The organism is Fusibacter sp. QWL-12 (genome assembly GCF_058683495.1).
The window spans coordinates 953,598-967,245 of record NZ_CM178745.1 but is presented as its reverse complement, the minus strand read 5'-3'; the positions used below and the strand labels follow the sequence as shown (position 1 = coordinate 967,245).

Genomic DNA, 13,648 nt, shown 5'->3' with positions numbered 1-13,648 from the left:
TTTACAAGCTAATTGCTTTTCTCGTTATGGATTTACGAATGCCCATAATTTCGTATTCAAGTCGAAGATAATAGTCATGAGGTACCTTGTTCTTAGTCTTCGGTGTGATATGCAAAATTAAAGCGAATGCACGATTGAGCATTGGATGATTTTGTATGGTTTTTCTGTGAAGCTTCAAAAGTTCGTTTTTTGTGACATGTAAAAAACCATATGTACTTTTCTCAGCGACCCAAATATCGTATTCAAAAGGGAGATGATCATCAGTGATTCTATTTCCCGTTTTGTCAACAAAATAGGCTGATTTCAATATTCCTGGTATCGCACCCTCACGAATGTAGTTTTGTCCAACTAGGTAATCTTCATTTAAATCGAAACAACACCTTTTGGCACGTAATTCGGAATCGTCCACGTTAACTTTAGGCTGGAAAAACAAAGCATATGCAATTGCAGTAAAAATAACAGCGACTAATCCTAGCCGGTAGATGATCTTATTCATACACACACCATTCGATAAAAAATTAACAATAACGCCTTCATATACGTATTATAACGTATAAATCTAAAAAATATATAAACAGTTTCTAAAATTGTGATTTTTTTAGTGGAGTTTGGTATACTTTAAAGCAAGAATAGGAGGTGGTAAAAACGAAAAAGAGGGTTTTGTTTCTCATGACGACACTCCTAGTCATTTGGGCTTTTTTTAGCTTTTATCAGCTTTTAATTAGAATTGCATTTGTTCTTTTTGGTAGTGCAATTATCATCAACGTTCTCACTTTATCGTCGTCAAGAAAATCTATAAAAATTATAAATTTTTTATCAAAAGGTTTAATCATCACCTACTTTTCAGTTGGCATTCTATGTATGTCTTTAATTATTACATACAAAGATAAAAAGATAGATTTTCCGGATTATATTCTAATCCTAGGGGACGCTGTAAAAGGAGAACGACCAAGTGAACGCTTGGCTTTACGTCTAGAAGAAGGCATCAGCCAGTACTGTTTGTTCGCTGAGAATCCAAACTTAAAAATCATTGTGTCGGGTGGGATGGGAAAAGATGAGTATATCCCAGAAGCCATTGCTATGCAAAGATATCTCATCTCTAAAGGCATCCCTGAAAATGTTATCTTAATTGAATCAAAAGCAACTTCAACGAGAGAAAATTTGTTGTTATCGAAAAGTATAATTAACTTGGACTGGCAGGCGTCAGAAGTCCCTCAGGTCTTGATTGTCTCAAGTTGGTTTCACCTCTATAGAGTGCATCTTTTGGCAGACTATTATGAGTACAACTATGGTACACAATCGGCAAATACACCAAAAGCTTTGGTGATACAACCTGTTATAAGAGAATGGTTTGCTATAGTAAATGATTTTACTTTTGTCTTAATGAAATGAGGTTATTATGAAAATTAAGCAGCTAAGTGAAAGAAATTTTGTTTTTACTTTTTTTGATTCACCTGAATGGAATTTGAATTTACAAGTGATTATTGGAGCGCATCGAAACTATATTGTTGATTCTGGAATGGGGTCGCATATGTTAAATCCAATGATCAATTTTATAAGGCTAAGAAATCAAAGAGAGATCTATATAATTAACACGCATTTTCATTGGGATCACATTTGGGCCAATCGGTTACGTGAAGCAAGGCAAATTATTGCGCATCAAACTTGTGGTGCTTTAATTCAAGCCAATTGGGATAAGGATTTAATTGCAAATCAATCCTATATAAAAGAACCGCTAAGTATGCAATTGCCGACATTGACGTTTACAGATGAGCTAGACTTTGAAGATGACCAAATCAAATTACTTCATACGCCTGGACATACAAGTGATTCTATTTGCGTTTTCGACTATTTAGAGGGTGTTCTTAATGTCGGTGATAATATTGGGGACACACCTGAACAAATCGTCCCTGATTTGGACTGTACTGAAGCAGTCTACAGAGCCACAATAGAAAAATTAATGGCTCTTAAAGCAGCTACAATTGTATCTGGGCACAACCAAATCATGTTACCTGAGGTTTTTGATAAAATACGATTAAGTTTGGGGGAAAAATAGATGATCGTTATTAGTGCTTGCCTGATCGGACAAAACTGTCGATATGACGGTAAGTCTAAGGTGGTAGAATGGGTAGATCATCTATCTAAACAAGGTCAAACAATAGCAGTTTGCCCTGAGGTTTTAGGGGGATTATCTATACCGAGATTGCCTTGTGAAATTACTGGAGAAAAAGTATACAGCCAGGACGGCGCTGATGTAACCTGTGCATTTAAAATGGGTGCAGAGAAAACGACAGAAATTGCAAAAATAGTTGGTGCAAAAGTTGCGATACTTAAGGCGAACAGTCCGTCTTGTGGCAACTGCAAGGTATATAATGGTAATTTTGATGGCGGATTGGTTGAAGGCAAAGGTGTTACGGTTAAGGCTTTAGAAGAAAAAGGAATTGTCGTTTTTAATGAAAATGAGGCGAAAGAGTTCAAACAGTTTGTAGAGAGTAATTTAATTTAAAGGAGTAAATCATGGAAAAAATGAGTAATGAGATTGATGTGTACATGAATGCTTTCTCTGAAGAATTACAAGATAAAATGAAGCAGATTAGAAAATGGGTGCATGAAATTGTACCTGATGCCACTGAAAAAATAAGCTATCAAATGCCAACCTTTTATTATTTTGAAAACCTTGTTCATTTTGCTGCCTATCCCAAGCATTTAGGTTTTTATCCGACACCGAGTGCGATTTCAGCTTTCGAAGCAGCCATTAAAGAACACAAATACAAGTATGCTAAAGGATCGGTTCAGTTTCCTAATGGTGAACCTTTACCAGAGTTGTTGATTAAGGAAATGATACACTATAGAAAATCTGAAGTGGAACAAAAACGGGCAAAAGGAGCAGCTTGTGTATAATCGAGAAGAAAAAAATAGAATGATCAGTTTGATCAAAAGCTATGCAGAAGACCTCGGTGTAGAGGAAATGGGCACAATCGTTACAGAACAGGTGATGGATTACATCGTAGAGATGGTTAAACCACATATTTATAATGAAGCACTATTTGATGTGAATAAAGTGATAAAGGCATATCAAAATCAACTTGAAGATGCACTCTATGTGTTGGAGAAACCAACAGGAAGATAGACATATTCTCTTATTTTGTTGATAGAATAGACGAAGGCTTCAGATTCTTTAAAACGGAAAGACTCTTTTAATGAGATCCATTTATCCACAAAGATGACGACAAAGGCTTCTTTTTTTCTAGGGAGTGTAAGATTGAGTGGCCACATGTGTTTTAATATAATTTCGCGTTCTGTCTCAGACAGGGTGAAATAAAGCTCAGCATTTTCAAGTGCTTTGCGTGCGTGTGTAAATCCATGTAGTCCCTCGGATGCTCGTGGATGGTGCCAATCGTATAAAAAGAAGTCATGCAATAAGCCGCCACGTGCGACGCTTTTATAATCAAGGTGTCGTTTTTTTGCAAGTAAAAAACTATGAAAGGCTACACTGATTGAGTGATCTAGACAATCAATGGTTCCATGTTGAATGTATTTGTGCATTTCTTCAAATTTAGGATGCAATAAAATAGAGGCAGTTAACTCTATAAACTGTTTTATTTCATCGTCTAGTTGATTTTGTTTTTTAGTAGATAACATACAAACCGCCTTGATTATTAGAATTTGATTAAATCAGCAAGAGACATCATTTCATGAAAATTTTCATGCTATAATGAGAGCAACAATTCCGCAATTCTATTATAACAAACTGACGAAAAATGTGATACAGATGGAGATAAAATGGAGCGCTATGCAATTATTTCGGACATACATGGCAACTTAACTGCTTTAAATGCCGTACTAAGAGATATTGAAAAAAGAGATATTACGAAAATCATTTGCTTAGGTGATATCGCGGGTAAAGGACCGAGGTCGGCTGAAGCGATTGATATTATTAGAGAAAAATGTGCTATCGTCGTAAAAGGGAACTGGGATTATTTTTTAACGCATGTTACTGATTCTGAAACGATATGGTGGCATAGACGGCAAATCGGCGCTGATCGAGAAGCCTATTTAGATGCGCTTCCGAATTATTATGAGGTCAGTGTGAGTGGCTATCTGTTGAGACTTTGCCACGCAGCACCAAATGATATTTTTTACAGAGTACACCTTACGACAGACAATGAGAAGCGAATAAAATTATTTGAGGAAACACCAACTTTACCTTATTTTTCGGATATTGTAGGATATGGTGATATTCACGGGGCATACGTGGACAGTATTGGTGATAAAGTACTTTTTAATGCTGGTAGTGTCGGTAATCCATTAGACTTTAATGTGGCTTCATATGCAATTGTAGAAGGGGACTTTGAAGAGGAATGGCAGCCGAATCTCACCAAAAGTGCGTATGGCATTTCAATATGTAGAGTGCCATATGATGTAGAGGTTGAAATAAAGGTTGCAGAAAAAATGAATATGCCTGAGCTTTTGGATTACTCAAATGAGCTTAGAACAGCAATTTACAGGGGGCGTAAATAATGAAGTTAGAATATGAGATCAAGTTAGAGGATTACATTGCGTTTAATATGAATTTTATTGACACATCAAAGGCTATGAAACGTTCGCTTCTGGTTCAAAGATTCTTATTTCCGTTGATTTTTTTGGTCATTGCAAAATTTTTACAACCGATTTTAGAAATGGAGTTGGTGCCATTGCTGATTATGATGGGAATCATTGTCGTCGTTTGGATGGCTTTTTATGACAAATGGTATCGTAAAAGTATAAAGAGAAAAATAAGCAAATTGATTGAAGGTGGTAAGGTACCTGGACTTATTGGGAAACATGAACTATTAGTGGATGCGTCTCAGATTTCAGATAAGACTAAAGAGAGCTTTACTTATTATAATTCTGTTGAAAAGGTCAATGAGACTAAAACCCATATTTTTGTTTATGTGAGTCAAGTAATGGCGTATATTGTACCTTTAACTGCTTTTGAAAGTGACTCTGAAAAAGAGAGCTTTATAGAAATGGTATCCAAATTGATACCGGTAAAATAGTATTTATAGGAGGGCGTATGAAACTTGGATTATTGATCATTGATCTTCAAAAAGCATATTATAATGGCTTTGCAAAAGAAAGTATGGATCAAGCTTGTGAGTATATCAATGCAGTGTTACCGTGGTTTAGAGAAAAACAATTGCCGATCGCATGGATTCAAGATGTTTCTGAATACGATGGCGTTGTCCCAGGCACAGAAGGGTTTGAGTTTATCGATGCGCTTTCTCCAAATTATATTGAAAATGCAAGCTTCGAAAGAAACTTTCATAAGTTTTATGGTAACAGCTTTAATAAGACGGAGCTGGATTCATTTTTAAAAGAACAAGGTGTAGATACGGTGATTGTCACAGGATATTGCGCAGAGTTCTGTGTTTTATCAACGTACAGAGGCGCACAAGACTTAGATTATACGCCGCTATTGTTAAGAGGTGCTATTGCTAGTGGTGACAAAGAACGTATCAGATTTGTGATGGACATCAATGAGGGATTGACATTTTCAGCTCTAAATAAAATGTTGAGAGGTTAAATGTATGAAAATCATCTATGAAATTGTACCCTGCACTGAAGCCTATTTAGATGACCTAACCAGTATGGCGATTGATTTATGGCCTGAAAATGAGTTTGATGAGCTTGAAGCTGAATTTAAGCAACTATTAAATTCTGAAAAAGATAAGGTTTTTATAGCTGCTTTTGAAGATTTACCTATTGGATTCGTTCACGTGTCTTTAAGAACGGACTATGTTGAAGGCTGCCATACTTCGCCAGTTGGCTATATTGAAGGTGTGTATGTATGTCCTGAATTTAGGAAAAAACGAGTCTCAGAGGCATTGATAAAAAAAGCTGAACAATGGTCTAAGACCAAAGGCTGTGTCGAGCTTGCTTCTGATGTGATACAAGAAAATGAGTCGAGTTTGTTGTTCCATAAATCTATTGGATTCAGAGAGGTTAACAGAATTGTTTGTTTTATAAAAGACATCGAGGTGTAAAATGGAAACATCAAAAAAGAATGTGAAGAAGGTAAAAAATGCTTTCCAAAGTATATTTACTTTTTTTGCATTGGTATCGTTTATTTTAGTAGGTATTTTTACAGGCTTAAGCTTGCTGTCGAATCTTGCATACAGACGATATTTAAAGGGAAACACAGTTAAAATCAAAGATAAAATTCAAAAAAAATTGTAAGACAAAAAATGTTGTCGGAATTTTCTAAAAACTCATTGACAGATAATTAGGACACTGTTAAAATCGTATTCAATATAACATATACAGTGTTGAAAGAGAGCGGTGTTAATCAGGTTTCTGTAGAGAGTCGATGGTTGGTGTAAATCGATGAAATCAATTAATACAAATCACTCCGGAGCTTTCATCTCGAAATTAGAGTAAAGGTGAACGGGACGTCCCGTTATAGACGAAGGATTTGATAGAATCCATTGAGTGGCCAAAGGCAATTAGGGTGGTAACGCGAGTAAACCTCGTCCCTACAGTTTCTGTAGTGACGAGGTTTTTTATATCTTCCATAGTGCTTATAACTAAACACTGTAGGTTTTAAGCAAACTATGGCATCTGAAGGACGTTTCGTCCATATTTGAAAGTGAGGTTTTTATGAAAATGGAAATGCAATCTAAACAAATGGAATCAAGCAACGCAATGCCAAAGGGCTCAGAACATGTGAAAGGTAATATCGCTAAAACTGATTATCAAAAGAATCAGACGGTAGCACCATTCCAGGGCTATAATTTCTTCGGGACTAAATCCAAATGGGATTAGCCATACCTACCTACCTTGGGGAAAATTCTAAGTGAATTTTCCTTCTTTTTTTGTAATAGAATCATAGATTCAGGTTCCTACATAAGCTGTTATAGTGTATGATGTGTAAAAGACTAATCTATTTTGGGAGACAATCATGAAGCAAATACTAAATCAATCCAATGCTGCGATTAAAAATTTTGAATTACTTAAAAGTGTCTATAAGTCACTATCTTCAAAGGAGCTTAGAGAACGCATTAACGGACTGATCAACCAATTTGGTTTTAAGGCTGATAATGGTGTTGTTTTAAATGAAAGTAATTCGTTTCAAGAGGCATATGATTATCATTTATACTTAATTCAACTAAACAATGCGATTATTGAAGGTAAATCGAGTTCAATTAATAAGCGATTATTAAATGAACATTGTAATAGCGAACTGATTTTAAAGACAGCCATACATGGTGATTATACTGATCAAATTGTAACGCTTAATGCTCCGAGCCATTATTTTATTATTGGGGATATTCACTCAGATATTGAGTCATTAATCAATATACTTGAAGCCACACACTTCTATGACAATTGCTTTGAGCATCACTGGATCTTCATGGGCGATTATGTGGATAGAGGAATGGCACATCTAAAAACCACTGAGCTTTTATTGGTAATTGCCAATCTATTTAGTGATCATGTGACCCTGCTAAGAGGTAACCATGACGGTGGTAAATTGGATCATGAGGGGCAATTAAAGCTACCGTATCGAATCCCTGATCAAGATAATCCATTGGATTATTTCCCACCTTATCTGCTTGAGTTGGAAAAAAAGATGCTTCGAGACGAACGCAAATTACTCTGCAGCTATCTGGATTGGTTTGATAAACTTCCATACTTAGGGCTCATTAAAACCAATATAGGTAATTTTCTTTGTGTTCATGGCGGGCTTCCGAAACCCTATTTCGGACAAATCGATGTCGTTGATTTCCTTGAAAAAACAAATGTAGAAGATGCTTATGACTATCTTCATTCTTTTAGTGACCTGACACAATATAAGGCGCTTGATAATGGCGGTGCCACTATTGTAGAGCAACTCATATGGAGTGATCCACAAAGGGGAAATGAAGAAATTAAATTTCTTAACAAGCGCTTCAAATTTAGAGCGTCATCAACCGATGCATTTCTAAGAAAGTTTAATCTAAAAGGTCTCTTTAGAGGACACGAAGTTTTTGTTATGGGAATTGAAAAATTCCATGCAGATCAGGTGATTTCGGTTTTCTCAAGTGGCAGTACTGAAACAACAGCATATGGTCATGTGCAACCTGCATTGATTCGTCTTGCTACGACTGGTGAAGTTGAAACCATAAAGATAAAAAATGTATAAATAAATTAATATGGTTGTTTAAAAAAAAATATAAAAAAGAGTGTTGACAGGTCCATACCACCTATGTATAATTAACCACAAGTTCATATAAAAATGCGTTCGAAAAAAAGAAAATATAACCGAGCTGGTTCAGCGATATGGGGATGGTGTGAGCCCATACAAAAGCGAAGTTATTGAGAACTTTTTTAAGCAACTTGCAAGAAAAAAGTAACAAGTAAGGCAAGTCGGAGGTCCACCGTTAAAGGGAATAAGTATCGGCAAGTGTTGCCCGTACTGAATCAGAGAGAGCTTAAGCTAATTTGGGTGGCACCGCGGAGTAATTCGTCCCAAGAAAAGGATGGATATTTCAGGTGTGACATATAAACGCTGACTAAGCACATTTAATAATCCTCTGAGGGTTATTTTTTTATGCTCATAATGTATAAATATCCAAATAAATGTATATATATTGGAGGTAGGTATGAAAAAGAAAGTGGTTTTGGCCTATTCAGGCGGACTGGATACATCGGTTATTTTAAAATGGCTTCAAATGGAACACGATTTTGACGTTATCGCAGCTTGTATAGATGTTGGTCAAAAGGATGATTTTGAAGCAGTTGCTAAGAAAGCACTTCAAACAGGGGCATCAAAAGTATATATTGCAGATGTTAAAGAAGCTTTTGTTAAAGAGTTCTTATTTGAAGGATTGATGGCAGGTGCCGTATATGAGGAAGATTATTTACTAGGTACAGCATTTGCTCGTCCATTGATTGCAAAAGCACTTGTGGAAATAGCGCTTAAAGAGGAAGCAGTTGCTATCGCACATGGTGCAACTGGTAAAGGTAATGATCAAGTTCGATTTGAAGCTGGTATTAAAGGGTTAGCACCTCATCTTGATATTATCGCACCATGGCGTACCTGGTCACTCAAATCTCGTGAGGATTGTATCGATTACGCAGCCAAATATCATATACCTCTTAGTGTCACTAAAAAAGACATTTACTCAAGAGATGAGAATTTATGGCATATCAGTCATGAGGGCGGAGAATTAGAAAGCCCTTGGAATGAGCATACAAAAGCCATTTACAAATGGTGTACCTCACCAGATGAAGCACCAGATCAGTCTGAAACGATTACAATTGGATTTAAACAAGGCATTCCTTACAGCATTAATGGAGAAGCATACGAACCCGTTTCCTTGATAGAAACATTAAATCAGATGGCTGGAAAACACGGTGTTGGCATTATCGATATCGTTGAAAATCGATTGGTGGGAATGAAGTCGAGAGGTGTCTATGAGACACCAGCAGGTACTGTGCTTTATGAAGCGCATAAAGCACTTGAAAAATTAGTATTAGATCGACAAACGATGTCATTTAAAAAGCAAATTGCTTTGAAATATAGCGAACTCACCTATGACGGACAATGGTTCACACCATTGATGGATGCACTTCAAGCGTTTGTTGCAACGACGCAGAAAAACGTCTCTGGAAATGTAAAGCTAAAGCTTTTCAAAGGCAGCTGTCAAGCAGTAGCATCAGAGTCACCTTATTCACTTTATCGTGAAGACTACGTGACATTTTCAGAAGATGAGGTTTATAACCAGTACGATGCACATGGCTTTATCAACCTATTTACACTTCCGATTAAGCTGAAAGCATTGATGGAAGAAGATTTGGCTAGTAAGAATCAAAGCTCCATAGGTAATAAGAATGATAAAGAAGTGTCAGTTTCTACACTTAACCTTCAAGTGTATGGTGGGGAGGAGATCGCAGTATGAAGGCATGGTCAGGGCGCTTTAGTGAAGATACAGATGAACTGATGGTTCAATTCAATGCTTCGCTACTATTTGACTACCAGCTTTTGAAAGAAGATATAACCGGATCAAAGGGACATGCAAAGATGCTTGAGAAAATTGGCATTCTAACGTCTGAGGAGCTTACTCTAATTGAAAAGGGTTTAGTAAAGGTTGAAAAAGATTTGATAGAAGAAATGAAGCTAAGCTCAGATTGGTGTGACCTTGAGAAAGAAGACATTCACATGTTAGTTGAATCGAGGTTGACATCACTTATCGGAGATGTTGGTAAAAAGCTCCATACAGCTAGAAGTCGAAATGATCAAGTCGCGGTAGATTTAAAGTTATATTTAATCAATGCCACACATGATGTCATTGAACTGTTAGTCGCTTTAAATACACTTTTGATTGAGCTCTCTGAAATGCATAAAGACGTAATTTTACCAGGCTACACGCATCTTCAAAGGGCGCAGCCAATTCGTTTAAGCTTCTATCTTATGGCTTACTTTCAAATGTTTAAAAGAGACATCGAGCGACTAGAGGATGGTCTTAAAAGGATTAAGATTTCACCACTGGGCTCAGGTGCACTCGCTGGTGTGAGTTATGAAAATGATCGTTTTTTCACAGCTCAATTACTCGGATTTGACGAAGTGAGTGATAATGCGCTTGATGCGGTATCGGATCGCGATCACGTAATTGAGTTTAATGCCACTGCTTCAATTATCATGATGCATTTAAGTCGTATGGCAGAGGAAATGATTATTTGGAGCACCAGTGAATTTGGATTCATAAAAATCAGCGACAAATTTACTACGGGTAGTAGTATTATGCCACAGAAGAAAAATCCAGATGCAGCCGAGCTAATCAGAGGAAAAACAGGTCGTGTATATGGTAATCTCGTGTCAATATTAACCGTCATGAAAGCACTTCCATTAGCCTATAACAAGGATATGCAAGAAGATAAGGAAGGGTTATTTGATACCGTTACGACAATAAAGATGTGTTTGAACGTCATGACAAAAATGTGGCTTGAGACCACGTTTGACAAAGACAGGATGCTCTTTGCAGTAAAAAAAGGGTTTTTAAATGCAACTGACCTAGCGGATTATCTGACTAAAAAGGGAATTCCCTTTAGAGAAAGCCATCACATCACTGGTCAAATCGTTGGAATATGTGAAAAAATGGGGGCTTCAATAGAGGACTTGAGCTTGTCACAGCTAAAAGCTCTTTGTCCACAGATAGAATCCGATATTTATGAAAAAATAAAACCGATTGAGGTTGTTGAAGCAAAGGTTTCTTATGGTTCTACGGCTAGGAAGGCCATCGAACAAAGTATTGAAAATGGCAAAGCCATCCTAAATAAATATAAAAAATAACTCGTGGAGGAAATAAAAATGAAGAAATTGGGAATGAAAAAAATGTTGAAGTCGATTATGGCACTATCACTTATGCTAGTGATGATACTTTCAGTAGCGGGTTGTGCTAGCTCTGATGCAGCGAAAGCAACTGATACTACTGCTGCAGAAACAACAGCAGCTGCAGCTTCTGAAACAACTGCTGCGGTAGCAAAAACAAAATTAGATGAAATTAAAGAAAAAGGCGTTTTAGTACTTGGTACATCAGCAGATTACCCACCTTTTGAGTTTCACTTAGAGGTAGATGGAAAAGATACAATTGTTGGATTTGATATCGACATCGCTAAGAAAATCGCATCTGACATTGGTGTAGAACTTGAAATTATCGATATGAAATTTGATGGTCTTCTACCAGCTCTTACAGCAGGTAAAATTGACTTAATCGTCGCAGGTATGACGCCAACAGATGAAAGAAAGCAATCTGTAGACTTCTCAATCGTATATTATGATTCTCGCCAAACGATGCTCGTTAAAACAGATAATGTAAATACTTTAAACACAGTTGAAGCATTTGCGGGTAAAACATTAGGCGTACAAAAAGCAACCATCCAAGAAGAATTAGCAAAAACAATCTTTACTTCATCAGAAGCAAAATCGATCGATAAGATTCCAAACTTAATTATGGAACTTAAAACAGACAAAGTGGATGGTTTAATCTTAGCAGAACCAGTTGCAAAGCAATACGCTGCAGCAAATCCAGATCTATCTGTTAATGGCGTGGATTTAGGAAGTGAAGGCGGTTCGGCTATTGCTATCGAAAAAGGCTCACAAGATTACCTAGATGCTATCAACGCAAGCATTCAAAGTTTACTCGACTCAGGTGAAATGGACAAAATTATCTCGGATGCAATGTTATTAAGTGAAGGTGAATAATGAATTTTAGCTTTTTACCGAAATATTATAAATTCTTTCTTTCGGGAACTGGCTACACTTTATTACTATCAGCGCTAACCGTCGTATTTGGTCTCATCGGCGGCTTAGCGCTTGCTTTGATGAAGACGTCAAAGAATAAAGTGCTCAAGTCAATTGCCGTAAGCTATATTGAATTTATTAGAGGGACGCCTCTACTGATACAACTGTATATCGTCTATTACGGTATAACCGATCTTCCCATGCTAACAGCAGGTGTCATAGCGATGAGTATCAACAGTGCAGCTTATATCGCTGAGATTATAAGAGCGGGAATTGGCGCAGTAGACAAAGGGCAAATGGAAGCGGCAAGATCGCTAGGGCTTCCAGTTTTTTTAACCTATAAAGAGATTATCATACCGCAAGCGATGAAAAATATTTTACCAGCCCTTGGCAATGAATTTATCGTCCTTATAAAAGAATCTGCTATCGTTTCAGTAATCGGAATTCACGATTTAATGTACAATACAGATACGGTTCGAGGCAACACCTTTATAGCGTTTGAACCCCTTGTAGTGGCTGCATTTATCTATTTTGTTTTAACTTTCGGCCTTTCGAAGTTTATGCAAAAATTTGAAAGGAGGATGAGTGTCGGTGATTGAGATTAAAAACTTACACAAATCATTTGGAGATTTAGAAGTATTAAAGAACATCAATCAAACTATTGTTCAAGGTGAAGTTGTCGTAATTATTGGTCCTAGTGGCTCAGGGAAGAGTACACTTTTAAGATGTTTAAATTTATTAGAGCATCCAACCTCAGGAGATGTGATCTTTGAGGGATATCCACTAACAGATCCTAAAATAAACATCGATTTGCATCGAAGAAGAATCGGAATGGTGTTTCAACAATTTAACTTATTTCCTCATAAATCCGTTTTAGAGAACATCACCCTCGGCCCAATTAAGCTGTTGGGATTAGATAAAGCAAAAGCAATAGAGGAAGCAGAAGCTTTATTAATCAGTGTTGGCTTACTCGACAAGCGAGATGCTTACCCAAATCAATTATCTGGTGGACAAAAGCAAAGAATTGCTATCGCAAGAGCACTTGCGATGAAGCCAGACGTTATGCTATTTGATGAGCCAACTTCAGCGCTTGATCCTGAGATGGTTGGCGAAGTGCTTGAGATTATGAAAAAGCTTGCAAAAAATGGCATGACCATGGTGATTGTAACCCATGAGATGGGCTTCGCAAAAGAAGTAGCCGATCGTGTGATTTTTATGGATGAGGGGCAAATTGTAGAAATTAATCCTCCAAACCTTCTATTTAATGCACCAGCTGAAGAGCGTACAAAGTCATTTTTATCTAAAGTTTTATAAGTAATCTGCCTCTTAATTGCCACAAAATTTCGTTGATTTTCTGGGTATTTAATGACGAAAGATATTTCA

General features: G+C 36.8%; 18 protein-coding genes, 1 pseudogene and 2 other annotated features. Of the genes and pseudogenes, 17 read left to right on the top strand and 2 right to left on the bottom strand.

Annotation, left to right across the window (positions count from 1 at the left end; all coding sequences use genetic code 11):
* Window position 1: 1 nt before the first annotated feature.
* The gene (locus AC4PID_RS05060) at window positions 2–496 is read right to left on the bottom strand and encodes a hypothetical protein (RefSeq protein ID WP_492134479.1); all 495 of its coding nucleotides are present in this window, start codon (window positions 494–496) and stop codon (window positions 2–4) included.
* Window positions 497–669: 173 nt separating this feature from the next.
* On the opposite strand from AC4PID_RS05060, the gene AC4PID_RS05055 reads away from it, so the two are divergent.
* From AC4PID_RS05055 to AC4PID_RS05035, 5 genes are read left to right on the top strand one after another with little or no spacing between them, the layout of a single operon-like run.
* Entirely contained in the window at window positions 670–1,392 is a 723-nt protein-coding gene (locus tag AC4PID_RS05055; protein ID WP_492134478.1) for a YdcF family protein, read from the top strand.
* Window positions 1,393–1,399: 7 nt separating this feature from the next.
* The gene (locus AC4PID_RS05050) at window positions 1,400–2,056 is read left to right on the top strand and encodes an MBL fold metallo-hydrolase (protein ID WP_492134477.1); all 657 of its coding nucleotides are present in this window, start codon (window positions 1,400–1,402) and stop codon (window positions 2,054–2,056) included.
* Complete coding sequence (locus AC4PID_RS05045) at window positions 2,057–2,506, top strand: 2-thiouracil desulfurase family protein (RefSeq protein WP_492134476.1); 450 nt, start codon at window positions 2,057–2,059, stop codon at window positions 2,504–2,506.
* A gap of 11 nt (window positions 2,507–2,517) precedes the next feature.
* On the top strand, window positions 2,518–2,901 hold the full coding sequence (locus tag AC4PID_RS05040; protein WP_492134475.1) for an iron chaperone: 384 nt from the start codon (window positions 2,518–2,520) through the stop codon (window positions 2,899–2,901).
* The gene (locus tag AC4PID_RS05035; protein WP_492134474.1) at window positions 2,894–3,130 is read left to right on the top strand and encodes a DUF2164 family protein; all 237 of its coding nucleotides are present in this window, start codon (window positions 2,894–2,896) and stop codon (window positions 3,128–3,130) included. Before AC4PID_RS05040 ends, AC4PID_RS05035 begins: the two co-directional genes overlap by 8 nt.
* On the opposite strand, the gene AC4PID_RS05030 is transcribed toward AC4PID_RS05035, so the two are convergent.
* Window positions 3,100–3,642: an HD domain-containing protein gene (locus AC4PID_RS05030; protein ID WP_492134473.1), complete on the bottom strand. Its 543-nt coding sequence runs from the start codon at window positions 3,640–3,642 to the stop codon at window positions 3,100–3,102. The two genes, AC4PID_RS05035 and AC4PID_RS05030, sit on opposite strands and share 31 nt — an antisense overlap.
* 141 nt (window positions 3,643–3,783) lie before the next feature.
* On the opposite strand from AC4PID_RS05030, the gene AC4PID_RS05025 reads away from it, so the two are divergent.
* The 12 genes and pseudogenes from AC4PID_RS05025 to AC4PID_RS04970 all read left to right on the top strand — a co-directional run bounded on the left by AC4PID_RS05025 (window position 3,784) and on the right by AC4PID_RS04970 (window position 13,579).
* A complete protein-coding gene (locus tag AC4PID_RS05025; RefSeq protein ID WP_492134472.1) occupies window positions 3,784–4,521 on the top strand; it encodes a metallophosphoesterase family protein in 738 nt (245 codons plus the stop codon).
* Complete coding sequence (locus tag AC4PID_RS05020; RefSeq protein ID WP_492134471.1) at window positions 4,521–5,039, top strand: YcxB family protein; 519 nt, start codon at window positions 4,521–4,523, stop codon at window positions 5,037–5,039. The genes AC4PID_RS05025 and AC4PID_RS05020 overlap by 1 nt, the downstream gene beginning before the upstream one ends.
* A gap of 17 nt (window positions 5,040–5,056) precedes the next feature.
* Window positions 5,057–5,566: a cysteine hydrolase family protein gene (locus tag AC4PID_RS05015; protein WP_492134470.1), complete on the top strand. Its 510-nt coding sequence runs from the start codon at window positions 5,057–5,059 to the stop codon at window positions 5,564–5,566.
* A 4-nt stretch (window positions 5,567–5,570) separates the two neighbouring features.
* On the top strand, window positions 5,571–6,026 hold the full coding sequence (gene aac(6'), locus AC4PID_RS05010) for an aminoglycoside 6'-N-acetyltransferase (protein ID WP_492134469.1): 456 nt from the start codon (window positions 5,571–5,573) through the stop codon (window positions 6,024–6,026).
* A gap of 1 nt (window position 6,027) precedes the next feature.
* Window positions 6,028–6,219 carry a hypothetical protein gene (locus AC4PID_RS05005; RefSeq protein WP_492134468.1) on the top strand — a complete coding sequence of 64 codons (192 nt, stop codon included), beginning with the start codon at window positions 6,028–6,030 and terminating at the stop codon, window positions 6,217–6,219.
* Window positions 6,220–6,299: 80 nt separating this feature from the next.
* Window positions 6,300–6,520: a binding site (T-box leader), on the top strand.
* A gap of 119 nt (window positions 6,521–6,639) precedes the next feature.
* Window positions 6,640–6,804, top strand: coding sequence for a hypothetical protein (locus tag AC4PID_RS05000; RefSeq protein ID WP_492134467.1), 165 nt, complete (start codon window positions 6,640–6,642; stop codon window positions 6,802–6,804).
* A 136-nt stretch (window positions 6,805–6,940) separates the two neighbouring features.
* Window positions 6,941–8,164, top strand: a complete 1,224-nt coding sequence (locus AC4PID_RS04995; RefSeq protein ID WP_492134466.1) for a metallophosphoesterase family protein — start codon at window positions 6,941–6,943, stop codon at window positions 8,162–8,164.
* Between the two features lie 89 nt (window positions 8,165–8,253).
* Window positions 8,254–8,496 (top strand) — a binding site (T-box leader).
* 128 nt (window positions 8,497–8,624) lie between these two features.
* Window positions 8,625–9,815: pseudogene (locus AC4PID_RS04990) on the top strand (argininosuccinate synthase); the annotation flags it as partial.
* A gap of 104 nt (window positions 9,816–9,919) precedes the next feature.
* Complete coding sequence (gene argH / locus AC4PID_RS04985; RefSeq protein ID WP_492134465.1) at window positions 9,920–11,314, top strand: argininosuccinate lyase; 1,395 nt, start codon at window positions 9,920–9,922, stop codon at window positions 11,312–11,314.
* 18 nt (window positions 11,315–11,332) lie between these two features.
* The gene (locus tag AC4PID_RS04980) at window positions 11,333–12,226 is read left to right on the top strand and encodes an ABC transporter substrate-binding protein (protein WP_492134464.1); all 894 of its coding nucleotides are present in this window, start codon (window positions 11,333–11,335) and stop codon (window positions 12,224–12,226) included.
* Window positions 12,226–12,864, top strand: a complete 639-nt coding sequence (locus AC4PID_RS04975; RefSeq protein WP_492134463.1) for an amino acid ABC transporter permease — start codon at window positions 12,226–12,228, stop codon at window positions 12,862–12,864. The genes AC4PID_RS04980 and AC4PID_RS04975 overlap by 1 nt, the downstream gene beginning before the upstream one ends.
* On the top strand, window positions 12,857–13,579 hold the full coding sequence (locus tag AC4PID_RS04970) for an amino acid ABC transporter ATP-binding protein (RefSeq protein ID WP_492134462.1): 723 nt from the start codon (window positions 12,857–12,859) through the stop codon (window positions 13,577–13,579). The genes AC4PID_RS04975 and AC4PID_RS04970 overlap by 8 nt, the downstream gene beginning before the upstream one ends.
* The last annotated feature ends 69 nt before the right edge of the window (window positions 13,580–13,648 follow it).

Excerpts from the sequence above, each read along its gene's own strand:
- AC4PID_RS05060 (WP_492134479.1), bottom strand. The coding sequence starts at position 496 with ATGAATAAGATCATCTACCGGCTAGGATTAGTCGCTGTTATTTTTACT.
- AC4PID_RS05055 (WP_492134478.1), top strand. The coding sequence starts at position 670 with ATGACGACACTCCTAGTCATTTGGGCTTTTTTTAGCTTTTATCAGCTT.
- AC4PID_RS05050 (WP_492134477.1), top strand. The coding sequence starts at position 1,400 with ATGAAAATTAAGCAGCTAAGTGAAAGAAATTTTGTTTTTACTTTTTTT.
- AC4PID_RS05045 (WP_492134476.1), top strand. The coding sequence starts at position 2,057 with ATGATCGTTATTAGTGCTTGCCTGATCGGACAAAACTGTCGATATGAC.
- AC4PID_RS05040 (WP_492134475.1), top strand. The coding sequence starts at position 2,518 with ATGGAAAAAATGAGTAATGAGATTGATGTGTACATGAATGCTTTCTCT.
- AC4PID_RS05030 (WP_492134473.1), bottom strand. The coding sequence starts at position 3,642 with ATGTTATCTACTAAAAAACAAAATCAACTAGACGATGAAATAAAACAG.
- AC4PID_RS05025 (WP_492134472.1), top strand. The coding sequence starts at position 3,784 with ATGGAGCGCTATGCAATTATTTCGGACATACATGGCAACTTAACTGCT.
- AC4PID_RS05020 (WP_492134471.1), top strand. The coding sequence starts at position 4,521 with ATGAAGTTAGAATATGAGATCAAGTTAGAGGATTACATTGCGTTTAAT.
- AC4PID_RS05015 (WP_492134470.1), top strand. The coding sequence starts at position 5,057 with ATGAAACTTGGATTATTGATCATTGATCTTCAAAAAGCATATTATAAT.
- AC4PID_RS05005 (WP_492134468.1), top strand. The coding sequence starts at position 6,028 with ATGGAAACATCAAAAAAGAATGTGAAGAAGGTAAAAAATGCTTTCCAA.
- AC4PID_RS05000 (WP_492134467.1), top strand. The coding sequence starts at position 6,640 with ATGAAAATGGAAATGCAATCTAAACAAATGGAATCAAGCAACGCAATG.
- AC4PID_RS04995 (WP_492134466.1), top strand. The coding sequence starts at position 6,941 with ATGAAGCAAATACTAAATCAATCCAATGCTGCGATTAAAAATTTTGAA.
- argH (WP_492134465.1), top strand. The coding sequence starts at position 9,920 with ATGAAGGCATGGTCAGGGCGCTTTAGTGAAGATACAGATGAACTGATG.
- AC4PID_RS04980 (WP_492134464.1), top strand. The coding sequence starts at position 11,333 with ATGAAGAAATTGGGAATGAAAAAAATGTTGAAGTCGATTATGGCACTA.
- AC4PID_RS04975 (WP_492134463.1), top strand. The coding sequence starts at position 12,226 with ATGAATTTTAGCTTTTTACCGAAATATTATAAATTCTTTCTTTCGGGA.